The sequence below is a fragment of the Pseudomonas pergaminensis genome (genome assembly GCF_024112395.2).
In the GTDB taxonomy this organism is placed as follows: domain Bacteria; phylum Pseudomonadota; class Gammaproteobacteria; order Pseudomonadales; family Pseudomonadaceae; genus Aquipseudomonas; species Aquipseudomonas pergaminensis.
The window spans coordinates 561,662-573,776 of record NZ_CP078013.2; the positions used below are offsets into that span (position 1 = coordinate 561,662).

11 protein-coding genes and 1 riboswitch are annotated in these 12,115 nt (G+C 62.4%); of the genes, 6 read left to right on the forward strand and 5 right to left on the reverse strand.

Features of this window, described 5'->3' with window-relative positions:
* Positions 1-40: 40 nt before the first annotated feature.
* The 3 genes from KUA23_RS02495 to KUA23_RS02505 form a co-directional block, all read right to left on the reverse strand.
* Positions 41-853, reverse strand: coding sequence for an aldo/keto reductase (locus KUA23_RS02495; protein ID WP_252993399.1), 813 nt, complete (start codon positions 851-853; stop codon positions 41-43).
* Complete coding sequence (locus KUA23_RS02500; protein WP_252993400.1) at positions 850-2,025, reverse strand: NAD(P)/FAD-dependent oxidoreductase; 1,176 nt, start codon at positions 2,023-2,025, stop codon at positions 850-852. The genes KUA23_RS02495 and KUA23_RS02500 overlap by 4 nt, the downstream gene beginning before the upstream one ends.
* Before the next feature lie 128 nt (positions 2,026-2,153).
* Positions 2,154-2,489 (reverse strand): DMT family transporter, encoded by a 336-nt coding sequence (locus KUA23_RS02505; RefSeq protein WP_012721885.1) that lies wholly within the window; start codon positions 2,487-2,489, stop codon positions 2,154-2,156.
* 102 nt (positions 2,490-2,591) lie between these two features.
* Here KUA23_RS02505 and KUA23_RS02510 point away from each other — a divergent pair, with 102 nt between their 5' ends.
* Positions 2,592-3,482, forward strand: coding sequence for a LysR family transcriptional regulator (locus KUA23_RS02510; protein ID WP_078046577.1), 891 nt, complete (start codon positions 2,592-2,594; stop codon positions 3,480-3,482).
* Positions 3,483-3,505: 23 nt separating this feature from the next.
* On the forward strand, positions 3,506-4,783 hold the full coding sequence (gene waaA, locus KUA23_RS02515) for a lipid IV(A) 3-deoxy-D-manno-octulosonic acid transferase (RefSeq protein WP_100491631.1): 1,278 nt from the start codon (positions 3,506-3,508) through the stop codon (positions 4,781-4,783).
* A gap of 124 nt (positions 4,784-4,907) precedes the next feature.
* Here waaA and KUA23_RS02520 read toward each other — a convergent pair whose 3' ends face one another.
* Entirely contained in the window at positions 4,908-6,347 is a 1,440-nt protein-coding gene (locus KUA23_RS02520) for a TolC family outer membrane protein (RefSeq protein WP_252993401.1), read from the reverse strand.
* Positions 6,348-6,543: 196 nt separating this feature from the next.
* Positions 6,544-6,649: riboswitch (TPP riboswitch) on the forward strand.
* A 148-nt stretch (positions 6,650-6,797) separates the two neighbouring features.
* Between KUA23_RS02520 and thiC the strand changes: the two genes are divergently transcribed.
* Both thiC and cytX read left to right on the forward strand, forming a co-directional pair.
* A complete protein-coding gene (gene thiC, locus KUA23_RS02525; protein WP_252993402.1) occupies positions 6,798-8,702 on the forward strand; it encodes a phosphomethylpyrimidine synthase ThiC in 1,905 nt (634 codons plus the stop codon).
* A 140-nt stretch (positions 8,703-8,842) separates the two neighbouring features.
* Positions 8,843-10,132: a putative hydroxymethylpyrimidine transporter CytX gene (gene cytX, locus KUA23_RS02530; RefSeq protein ID WP_252993403.1), complete on the forward strand. Its 1,290-nt coding sequence runs from the start codon at positions 8,843-8,845 to the stop codon at positions 10,130-10,132.
* Here the strand turns inward: cytX and KUA23_RS02535 are convergent.
* Complete coding sequence (locus tag KUA23_RS02535) at positions 10,101-10,847, reverse strand: RsiV family protein (RefSeq protein WP_078046582.1); 747 nt, start codon at positions 10,845-10,847, stop codon at positions 10,101-10,103. The genes cytX and KUA23_RS02535 overlap by 32 nt on opposite strands.
* Positions 10,848-11,040: 193 nt before the next feature.
* Here KUA23_RS02535 and KUA23_RS02540 point away from each other — a divergent pair, with 193 nt between their 5' ends.
* Positions 11,041-11,658 carry an NUDIX domain-containing protein gene (locus tag KUA23_RS02540; RefSeq protein WP_078046583.1) on the forward strand — a complete coding sequence of 206 codons (618 nt, stop codon included), beginning with the start codon at positions 11,041-11,043 and terminating at the stop codon, positions 11,656-11,658.
* A complete protein-coding gene (locus KUA23_RS02545) occupies positions 11,649-12,098 on the forward strand; it encodes a DUF1249 domain-containing protein (protein WP_012721893.1) in 450 nt (149 codons plus the stop codon). Before KUA23_RS02540 ends, KUA23_RS02545 begins: the two co-directional genes overlap by 10 nt.
* Positions 12,099-12,115 lie beyond the last annotated feature (17 nt).

The window sequence follows — 12,115 nt, forward strand, 5'->3', positions numbered from 1 at the left end:
TCGGCTCCTTCTTGCGACGGGGTCGGCCGCGTCGGCGGCATCAGAGTTGACGAATGACTTGGGCAGCGGTCGCCACGTTATGAGCCAGGTGCAGCGGATTAATGGTCCCGACAATAGCACTGGCGACGCCCGTTTGCGCAAACAACAACGTGAAACTGGCACGAATTGGATCCATTCCCGGCTCCAGGCACACGTGGCCGCTGGCCAGGGCCTTTTTCACCAGGATGCCCTTGCCGTGTGCCGCCGCGTAATCAATGACGGCTTTCTCGGCCTGTTCGTTCAGATTGTAGGTGACCATGGCGCAATCGCCTTGTTCCAGAGCCTTCACGCCGCCTTCGACAGTCTTCCCGGAGAAGCCGAAACCGCGGATCTTGCCTTCCTGTTTCAGCGCTGCCAGGGTTTGGTAGACCTCGCAGTCGTTGAGGATGTGCAGGTCGTTGCCGTCCGAGTGCACCAGCACCAGGTCGATAAAATCAGTTTCAAGTCGTTTCAAGCTGCGTTCGATGGACATCCGCGTGTGGGCCGCGCTGAAGTCGTGGTGGGAGACGCCATTCTCGAACTCTTCGCCGACCTTGCTGACAATCACCCAGTCCTTGCGCTGGTCACGCAACAGCGGCCCCAAGCGTTCCTCGCTCATGCCATAGGCCGGCGCGGTATCGATCAGGTTGATCCCCAGTTCGCGAGCCTGGCGCAACAGCATGCGGGCTTCGTCGTCACCGGGGATCTGGAAGCCGCTGGGGTATTTCACCCCTTGGTCGCGACCCAGCTTGACGGTGCCCAGGCCCAGCGGTGACACCAACAGGCCGGTGCTGCCGAGAGGGCGATGCAGGTCGTGCAGGGTGGGCAGGCTCATGGCAACAGTTGCTCCCAGGCAGGTACGCCAATGGCGGGTTTTGGCAGGTCGGGCAGGGGCTCGCTGGCGCTCGGGCGGATGCCGTCACGTTCAAGGCTGCTGATGACGCGATCAGCGAAGTCCGGCGCCAGTGCCAGTTTGGTCGGCCAGCCCACGAGCAGGCGGCCTTGCTCGGCGAGGAAGGCATTGTCGGGACGGCTCAAGCCCGACTGCAGCGGCTCGGCACGGTCGACGCGCAGGGTGGCCCATTGGGTCTGGCTCATGTCGATCCAGGGCAGCAACTGCGCCAATTCTTTCTGCGCCGTGGCGATCTGTTCTTGCGGTGTGCGCGCCACGCCATCGGCTTCGGCGATGTCGCCGCCCATGTACCACACCCAGTTGCCATCCGCCGCCGGGTGGGTGGTGACGGTGATGCGCGGCTTGGTGCCGCCGCCCAGGCAGTGGGCATACAGCGGCTTCAGGCCGGGGCCTTTGGCGATGATCATGTGCAGGGGGCGCGTCTGCATGGCCGGCTGCCTCAGGCCCAGCGCGGCCAACAGGTCAGCCGTGCCAGCGCCGGCACTCAACACGATGCGCTGGGCGCGGATCTCGCGACCGTCGACCTTCAAACCCACCAGTGCGTTGTCTTCAAGCAAGGGTTCGATGTGTTGCCCGGCAAGCAAGCCATCGCCAGCCAGTTGCGCCAGGCGTTCGATCAGGCTCGGCACGTCGATGACCAGCTCCGCCAGGCGATAGACCTTGCCCTTGAAACGGCGGTCTTGCAGGGCGGGGGGCAGGTCGTCGCCCTTGACCTGGTCGACACGGCCGCGCACAGCCTTGCTGGCGAAAAAGCTGGTGAGGTTGCCGGCGAGAGTACCCGGGGACCACAGGTAATGCGCTTCGGAGAGCAAGCGCACGCCGGACAGGTCCAGCTCACCGTTGCCCGCCAGCGCTTCACGCCAGCGGCGCGGCATATCGGCAATGGCTTCGGAGGCGCCGGTGAGGGCGCCGTGCAGGGCGTATTTTGCACCGCCGTGGATGATCCCCTGGGACTTCACGCTTTGCCCGCCACCCAAGGTGGCGCTTTCCACCACCACCGTGGAAAACCCCTGGCGGCGCAGGCGCGCATTCAGCCAGAGGCCGGCAACCCCGGCGCCGACAATCAGAACGTCGGTGGAAATAACGGATGGCATGGGCGACCTCAGTGTTCAAGACAAGGGGCGCAGTATACAGGGATCACTATTTGTAGGAGCCCGGCTTGCCGGCGATGGCGTCTGAGAGACCGCCACGCCGGTAAGCCGGGCTCCTACAGGTGTGTATTTCAGTGGCCGGCGGTTTTCGAGAATAGCTGAATCACGACGACGCCCAGCACGATCAGGCCCATCCCCAGCATCGCCGGAATATCCAGCTTCTGCCCGTAGATAAACAGTGCCGCGATGCTCACCATCACAATGCCCATCCCGGCCCACACGGCGTAGGCCACGCCCACCGGCACCGTGCGCACCACCAGCGTCAGCATCCAGAACGCCACGCCGTAGCCGACGATCACCAGCAGCAGTGGGATCGGCGTGCTCCAGCCCTTGATGGCCTTCATGGAAACAGTGGCAATCACTTCCGAGCAGATGGCAATGGCCAGGTAGCAGTAAGCGGCGTTCATGGGTCAATCCTCGGGGTATAGCAATCAGATAAGGCACGCATTCTAGCGTTCACTCAGATGGGGTAAAGTCATTACCTATCCGAATTAGAGATGGGTTGAGCCATGAGCGTGCAGTGGGATCTGGAGCAGATGCGCCTGTTTGTCAGCGTTGCCGAGCAGCGTTCGTTTTCGGCGGTGGCGCGCCAGCAGCGCAAGGCCCAATCGGCGGTCAGCAACGGGATTGCCCTGCTGGAGGCTGACCTTGGCGTGAGCCTGTTCGAACGCAGCAGTGGCCGCCAACCGCGCCTCACCGAAGCCGGCAGCGTGCTGCTGGAGGAGGCGCGCGAAGTGCTGCGCCAGTGTGAGCGGCTCAACGGTCGGGCGTTGTCGCTGACTCGCGGCGAGGAGGCTTGCCTGCGCCTGGCCCAGGATGAGGCGATGTTGTTCCAGCCGGTGCTCGATAGCCTTGAGGCGCTGGCCGGGCAATACCCGCTGCTGGAGGTGCAGCTATCCAGCGCGGCCCAGGGCGATGTGGCGCGTAAGCTGGTGGAGCGCAAGGCTGATCTGGGCCTGCTGTTCTATCACGACCAGATCCCCGAAGCGCTGGAGCGGAGGGTGGTCGGCAGCGTGGAGATGGTCACCGTGTGCGGCGTGAACCACCCGCTGGCCAAGGAGCACTACGTGACGTGCCAGCACTTGGCGCAGTTTCGCCAGTTGCTGATGTCGACCCAGACCAGCGTCTACCCCGGCAGCGAAGCCGCGAGCCCATTGGTGTGGCGCGCCGACAGCTTCTACGTGCTGGCCGAGTGGCTGATGAGCGGCCTGGGCTGGGCCTGGCTGCCCCGGCATATCGTGCAGTACCCGACCTACCAGCAACAAATGGTGGAACTGGACAGCGAATGGACGCCGCCGGCCTTGGTGGTGGAGCTGGTGTGGCGGCGCGACGAGCATCTGGGGCCGGCCGCACGCTTCCTGGCCAAACGATTTGCCGAGTGCTTGCAGGCGATCGACTGAAAAAGCCGATAAACTCCGCCGCCATGAATAGAACTCTCTACAGCTGTCTGTTTTACCTGGCGCTGCCCTTGGTGGCTTTACGTCTGTGGCTGCGCGCGCGCAAGGCGCCGGCCTATGCCAAGCGCGTCAGCGAGCGCTTCTCCTATGGCCTGCCGGTGATGCAGCCGGGCGGGATCTGGGTGCATGCCGTGTCCGTGGGCGAGAGCATTGCCGCCGCGCCAATGGTGCGCGGGCTGCTGGCGCGCTATCCAACGTTGCCGATCACCGTTACCTGCATGACGCCGACCGGTTCCGAGCGCATCCAGGCGTTGTTTGCCAATGAGCCTCGCGTCCAGCACTGCTACTTGCCGTATGACTTGCCGTGCGCCGCCAAGCGCTTCCTTGATCGCGTGCAGCCCAAGCTGGCGGTGATCATGGAAACCGAGTTATGGCCCAACCATATCCACGCCTGCGCCCAGCGCGGGATCCCGGTGGCACTGGCCAATGCACGGTTGTCGGCACGTTCGGCCAAGGGCTACGCGCGCTTTGCCAAGTTGACGGCGCCGATGCTGTCGCAAATGAGCCTGTTCGCCGTACAGACCCAGACCGAAGCCCAGCGCTTCCTGAGCCTCGGTGCTCGGCCGGAAACCGTCGAAGTCACCGGCTCAATCAAGTTCGACCTGACCATCGATCCCCAGTTACCGGTACGCGCTGCCGCATTGCGCGAGCAGTGGGGCGCCAGTGAGCGTCCGGTGTGGATCGCCGCCAGTACCCATGAAGGTGAAGATGAGGTGGTGCTGGCAGCCCATCGTCAATTGCTCGACAGCTATCCAAACGCGCTGCTGATCCTGGTGCCGCGTCACCAGGAACGTTTCGGCCCGATGTTCGAACTGTGCACGCAGCAGGGCTTTGCCACGGTGCGTCGCTCCAGCGGCGAGCCCGTCACTGCGCAGACGTCGGTGTTGCTCGGCGACACCATGGGCGAATTGCTGTTTCTCTACGCTTTGGCCGACAGCGCCTTTGTGGGCGGCAGCCTGGTGGCGACCGGTGGGCATAATCCGCTGGAGCCGGCAGCGTTGGCATTGCCGGTGATCATGGGCCCGCACGTGTTCAACTTCCTCGAAATCACCGCGATGATGCGTGAGGCGGGTGCGTTGCGAGAGGTGGATGACGCTGAAGGATTGGCCGAAGCCGTGCGCCAGTTGTTCGAACTGCCCCAGGATGCCCGCAAGATGGCACAGGCGGGGCTGAAGGTGATGCAGGCCAACCAGGGCGCGCTGAAGCGTTTGCTGGAGGGTTTGGGCCGATTGCTAAACCACTGACAACACAAATCAAATGTGGGAGCGGGCTTGCTCGCTCGCGAATACGGTGTATCAGTACCGGATGTACTGTCTGACACACCGCATTCGCGAGCAAGCCCGCTCCCACATGGGTTTTGCAGTGTTATCAATTATTCAGGCGGGCCTTGAGCTGTTCGGCCGCAGCCTTGGCCAAGTCCGGCGGCAAGAAGTCGCGGTCAGGGTTGTAGTCAGCCTTGAGGTAGCGCGCCAGGTCCTGCAGGTCCCCTGGATTCAAGGTGCCCGCCGCTTGCTTCAAGCGCAGGTTGTCGAGAATGTAGTCGTAGCGGCTGTTGTTGTAGTTGCGCACCGACGCATAGAGCTGGCGCTGTGAATCCAGCACATCGACGATGTTGCGCGTCCCCACCTGATAACCGATTTCCGTGGCTTCCACCGCGCTCTGGTTGGAGATGATCGACTGGCGGCGCGCCTGTACCTGTTCCACATCGGTGTTCACCGCGCGGTGCAGGTTACGGGTGTTTTCCACCACCTGGCGGCGCAGGCCTTCGCGTTGCTGCTCGGTCTGGCCCAGGCGCGAGTAGGATTCACGCACTTGGGAGCTGGTCAGCCCGCCGCTGTAGATCGGGATGTTCAGGCGCAGGCCGATGGTGCGTTGTTCCACATCGCCGCGATAGGGCGTGCCAAAGGCATTCGGATTGCTGAAGCCGAGGGCGTCGTTATCGCCTTTTTCATATTGCGCCACTGCGTCGAGCGTCGGCGCATGCCCGGCCTTGCGTTGCTTGAGGGTTTCTTCGGCGGCGGTGACGGCGTAGTTGCTGGCGAGCAGGTTCAGGTTCTGGCGGCCGGCGGTTTCAACCCAGGCCTTGGCGTCGTTCGGCAGCGGTGGCAGCACCGGCAGCGTGTGGACAATGCCCTGGATCGAGTTGTACTGGCGGTTGGTCAGGGTGATCAGCGCTTCAAAAGCGTCTTCGACCTGGCGCTGGGCCAGGATCCGGTTGGCGCGCGCAGTGTCGTAGCTGGCCTGGGATTGCAGCACGTCGGTCTTGTCCGACAGGCCCACGTCGAAGCGCTCGTTGGACTGGTCCAGTTGGCGCTTGAAGGCGTTTTCTTCGGCCTTGGTCGAGGCCAGGTTATCCTGGGCGCGCAGCACGGCAAAGTAGCTTTCGGCGCTTTGCAGGATCAGGTTCTGTTCGGTGGCCGACAGTTGCAGCGCGGCCTGTTCGTTGGTGGCCTCGGCCGCCTGCAACTGGAACCAGCGGTCGGCACGGAACAGCGGCTGGCTCAGCGTCGCGCGCCAGGAGTGCGCATCGCGGTTGGCGGTGGCGGCGGGCGTGTCGATCTGGGTGCGCACGTTGTTGATATCGGCACCGCCCGACAGGTTGGGCAGCAACCCGGCACGGGCCTGGGGCACTACTTCTTTTTGCGCGCCGTACTGGGCACGGGCAGCGGCCAGGTCGGCGTTGTTGTCCACCGCTTCCTGGTAGACGCTGACCAAATCAGTTTTGGCGGACAAGGGCGCTTCAGCTGCCCAGACCATTCCGTTGGTCGCACAAGACACGGCGAGAGCCAGTGAAAGTTTGCGCAGCATGAGGCGATCCCTAGTTTTAATATTACGGTGATAATTTAGCGCCCAAGGCTAAGGCGGGCCATGCCTGGCGTCAAGCATTGTGGCGGCAACCGAGTGTAGTGGCGCTGACTCGGCGCAACAATCCCGCAATCACGCCATTCATCACGCTGAATGCACCGCTATTGGCAATTTGCCCACGGCATGGTCTAGACTGGCCGCGTTCTTGTCGGGGTGCCTTGTTGGAAGGCTGAGATCGGTAAATACCGGATCCCGTTGAACCTGATCAGGTTAGCGCCTGCGTAGGGAACAAGATTTCTCGTCACCCGGCGAGTCCTCTTGTGCTTCGTCCGGGATGCTGTTCGACAATCGAACAGCCCTCGTGCGCCAAGCACAGCACTGGTTTCAGTGCGTCCATCCGTCACAGGTTCGCTCCGACAAAAATCCACCGCCTGGATAGTTGGAGAGCCCGTGATGAGCACAGAAATAAAAAGTACAAAATTCAAAAACACCGTGCACCTGAGTGAATCGGCCAAGGTCGACTCCGGCTCCGTGCAGCCGTTTACCCGCTCGCAAAAAATCTACGTGCAGGGCACTCGCCCGGACATCCGCGTGCCGATGCGCGAAATCAGCCTGGATGTGACCCCCACCGACTTCGGCGGTGAAATCAACGCTCCCGTTGTGGTCTATGACACCTCCGGCCCGTACACCGACCCTAACGTCATCATCGACGTGCGCAAAGGCCTTGGCGATGTGCGCTCGCCGTGGATCGAAGTGCGTAACGACACCGAGCGCTTGCCAGGCCTCAGCTCCCACTTCGGCCAGCAGCGCTTGAGCGATGCCGAACTCACCGCGCTGCGCTTCGCCCATGTAAAGAACCCGCGCCGTGCCAAGGCCGGCGCCAACGTCACGCAGATGCACTACGCGCGCAAAGGCATCATCACCGCCGAGATGGAGTACGTCGCCATCCGCGAAAACATGAAGCTTGAAGAAGCCCGCGCCAGTGGCCTGCTCGACCAGCAACACGCCGGCCACAGCTTTGGCGCCAGCGTGCCGAAGATCATCACCCCCGAATTCGTGCGCGAAGAAATCGCCCGTGGCCGCGCGATCATCCCGGCCAACATCAACCATACCGAACTGGAACCGATGATCATCGGCCGTAACTTCCTGGTGAAGATCAACGGCAACATCGGCAACAGCGCCCTGGGTTCGTCCATCGAAGAAGAAGTGGCGAAACTCACCTGGGGCATTCGCTGGGGCTCGGACACCGTGATGGACCTGTCCACCGGCAAGCACATCCATGAAACCCGCGAGTGGATCATCCGCAACTCGCCGGTGCCGATTGGTACCGTGCCGATCTACCAGGCCCTGGAAAAAGTCGGCGGCGCCGCCGAGGACCTGACCTGGGAGCTGTTCCGCGACACCCTGATCGAACAGGCGGAGCAGGGCGTCGACTACTTCACCATCCACGCCGGCGTGTTGCTGCGCTACGTGCCGCTGACCGCCAAGCGCGTCACCGGCATCGTGTCCCGTGGCGGCTCGATCATGGCCAAGTGGTGCCTGGCACACCACAAAGAAAACTTCACCTACACGCATTTCGACGAAATCTGCGAAATCATGAAGGCCTACGACGTCAGCTTCTCCCTCGGTGATGGCCTGCGCCCGGGCTCGATTGCCGACGCCAACGACGCCGCGCAATTTGGCGAGTTGGAAACCCTCGGCGAATTGACCAAGACCGCCTGGAAGCACGACGTGCAAACCATGATCGAAGGCCCCGGCCACGTGCCGATGCAGTTGATCAAGGAGAACATGGACAAGCAGCTCGAGTGCTGCGACGAAGCGCCGTTCTACACCCTCGGCCCACTGACCACCGACATCGCGCCGGGCTACGACCACATCACCTCCGGCATCGGTGCGGCGATGATCGGCTGGTTCGGTTGCGCCATGCTTTGCTACGTCACGCCCAAGGAACACTTGGGCCTGCCGAACAAGGATGACGTGAAGACCGGGATCATCACCTACAAGATCGCTGCCCATGCGGCGGACCTCGCCAAAGGCCATCCGGGCGCGCAGATCCGCGATAACGCGCTGAGCAAGGCGCGCTTCGAGTTCCGCTGGGAAGACCAGTTCAACCTTGGCCTGGACCCGGACACCGCGCGTTCCTATCACGACGAAACCCTGCCGAAGGACTCAGCCAAGGTCGCGCATTTCTGCTCGATGTGCGGGCCGAAGTTCTGCTCGATGAAAATCACCCAGGAAGTGCGTGAGTACGCGGCCAACCAACGCATTGAAGCGGTGGACGTGGACGTGGCCAAGGGCTTGGCCGAGCAGGCGGAGCGGTTCAAGCAGGAAGGTAGCCAGCTGTACAAGAAGGTCTGATCCAGAGGCGGCGGTGACTGTGCCGCCGCCATCGCGGGCAAGCCCGGCTCCCACATTTGAAATGCATTCCGGTGTGGGACCCGGGCTTGCCCGCGATAGCGATCTGCCAAACATCAAAGTGTCCCTCAGAGATAACACCCTTGAGCATTCAACCCAGCACCTACTCCCCAGACATCGCGGTTCCCGCTGACAAACGCGTCTTCGGTGCCCGCGACCTGTTCTCCCTGTGGTTCTCCCTCGGCATCGGCCTGATGGTCCTGCAAACCGGCGCCTTGCTCGCACCGGGCCTGGGCTTGTCCGGGTCGTTGCTGGCGATTTTCCTCGGCACCCTGGTCGGCGTGCTGTTGCTGGCTGCCGTCGGCGTGATCGGCAGCGACACCGGCCTGTCCGCCATGGCCGCGCTCAAGCTCAGCCTGGGGGGCAAGGGCGCCAGCCTGCCGGCGCTGCTCAACCTGCTGCAGCTGATCGGCTGGGGCTCGTTTGAAATCATTGTGATGCGCGACGCGGCCAGCCTGTTGGGCGCACGGGCCTTCAGTGACGGCAGCTTGTTGGCCAGCCCTTTGCTGTGGACCCTGTTCTTCGGCGGCCTGGCGACCTTGCTGGCCGTCAGCGGCCCCCTGACCTTTGTGCGCCAGATCCTGCGCAAATGGGGGATCTGGCTGCTGCTCGCCGCCTGCCTGTGGCTGACCTGGAACCTGTTCGCCAAAGCCGACCTCGCCGCACTCTGGGCCCAGGCCGGTGACGGCTCTATGCCGTTCGCGGTGGGCTTTGACATTGCCATCGCCATGCCGTTGTCGTGGTTGCCGCTGATTGCCGACTACTCAAGATTCGGCAAACGCGCGAAAAACGTGTTCGGCGGCACCGCCCTGGGCTTCTTTATCGGTAACTTCTGGCTGATGAGCCTGGGCGTGGCCTACACCCTGGCATTCGCGCCGAGCGGTGAGGTAAATGCGCTTTTGCTGGCTTTGGCCGGTGCGGGCCTGGGTATTCCGCTGCTGCTGATCCTGTTGGACGAATCAGAAAACGCCTTCGCCGATATCCACTCGGCGGCAGTGTCGAGCGGGATCCTGTTGCGCTTGAAGGTCGAGCACCTGGCCCTGGCCATCGGCGTCATCTGCACCCTGATCGCCTGTTTTGCGCCGTTGGCGCAATACCAGAATTTCCTGCTGCTGATTGGCTCGGTGTTTGCGCCGTTGTTTGGCGTGGTGCTGGTGGATCACTTCATTCTGCGCCATCGTAGGGCGGGTGCAGTAGCCAGTCTGCGCTGGCCGGCATTGGTCGCCTGGCTGGGCGGTATCGCGACATACCACCTGCTGGCCAATCTGTATCCGGACGTCGGCGCGACCCTGCCGGCTTTGTTGCTGGCAGGGCTGTTGCAACTCATCCTGGGCCGGGCCTTCAGCGGCGCGCGGGCACCAGTTCAGGTTTGAGAATACCGTCCAGGCGCGAGTAGGGAATCTGCAATTCGACGTGGCCCAAGGCATACGGCGCAATGGTGGTGGTGGGGTACTTGAGGATCACGCCACCGTAGGTGAGCGCCACGTTAGGGGTTTTCTGGAAAGGGTACTGTTTCACGTACTCCGGTTCCAGGCTCAGGCGGGTGCTGATCAGCCAGCTGTTGTGCGCCACTTGGGCGGCTTTCCAGAACGCGTCTTCCTTGCCGGGCAACAGCATATCGGTCAGGGTCAGGGCCTTTTGCTGCTGGCGTGAGTAGTTGATGAAGGCGCGGCCCGGCTCGCCGTGGGTGGCTCCCTGGTCCAGGTAGCTGGACAACTCGATGATCACCAAGCCGTCATGCTGTTCGCGTACCTTGGCCTGCAAGTACATGCTGTTGCGCGGTGCGGCAGTGCGCAGGAACTGCTCGCGGTAGGTGTCGAGGCTGGTCGGCAGCGGGTCGTTCGAGTTGGTGCTGGTCATTTCCAGCAGGCGCTGTTCGATCAGCGCGTCGAGCTTGGGCTCCTTGGCAAAGTGCACCGTGTCGATATTCACCAGCGGGCAATCAGCGCTGGCGCAGCCCGGCTTGCTTTGCTCGGTGGCGTCGCGAGTGGCTTCCAGCGGTGCCTTGTAGCTCGGTTGGAACAGGCTCTGGCAAGCGCCGAGGGTCAATGCGATGCAGGCCACGGAGGCGATTTTTAAAAGCGACATGTAAGTCCTTCGTCTATCGATAAGAGCGAAATTTGTGGAGCTTCGACTGCCAGCACGGCAGTCAGTTCGCCACTAAGCTGATTAGAGTGTGTTTGACGCCCGCCGTCTATCCCGGCAACTGGAAAGGGGCTGCGCCAAGGTGCAGGAGCGCGTTAGGATGGCGCCCATTGCGCAGGCTTAACGAGGATGGGACATGACGGACTTTGCAAAATCGAAGCCGAGCAAAATCGAAATTGTTCAGCGCGAGAATGCCTACAAGGGCTTCTACAAGCTTGATCGCATGCAACTGCGCCACGAAAAGTTCGATGGCGGCATGAGCCGGGTGATCAATCGTGAAATCTTCGTTCGCCACGACGCCGTGTGTGTGTTGCCCTACGACCCGCAGCGCGATGAAGTGGTGTTGAACGAGCAATTTCGCGTCGGCGCCATGGGCCGTACCGACAACCCCTGGCTGATCGAGATGGTCGCGGGCCTGATCGACAAGGATGAGCAACCGGAGGAGGTTGCACACCGCGAAGCCGAGGAGGAAGCTGGGCTGACATTCTCGGCACTGTGGCCGATCACCCAATATTTCCCGTCACCCGGCGGCAGTACAGAATACGTGCACTTGTACCTGGGCCGCTGCGACAGCGCCGGTGTAGGTGGCGTCCATGGATTGGAAGAAGAAGCTGAAGATATCCGCGTCACCGTATGGGCCTTCGAAGATGCCCTGCAAGCGGTGCGTGACGGCAAAATTTCCAATGCAGCCAGCATCATCGCCCTGCAATGGCTTGCGCTTAATCGCGCAGAAGTGAGGGGGTTATGGCAGTAAAGGCACGGGAACGTTATCGAGTCGACCTGATCGGGCTGCAAGCAGCCTGCGAGGCCAATTACGCGCGGTTGATGCGCCTGCTCCCCGATATGCGCCACGCCCCGGAGGCGCGGCGCATCGGTGTGACCCACGGCGACCAGATGCTCGGCGTGCTGGCCCTGGAGGTCATCGTCAACTGCCCCTACACCACCACCCTGCGTGTGCGTCAGGAACACAGCTTGCCGTGGCTGCCGGTGCCGCAACTGGAGGTGCAGGTCTACCACGACGCGCGAATGGCCGAAGTGATCAGCGCCGAACATGCGCGGCGCTTTCGCAGCATCTATCCTTACCCCAACGTGTTCATGCACCAGCCCGATGAGAAAGCACAGCTCAATGTGTTCCTCGGTGAATGGTTGAGCCACTGCCTGGCCCTGGGCCATGAGTTCGAAGCTGTGCGGTAGATGTGAACTGCGTCTGC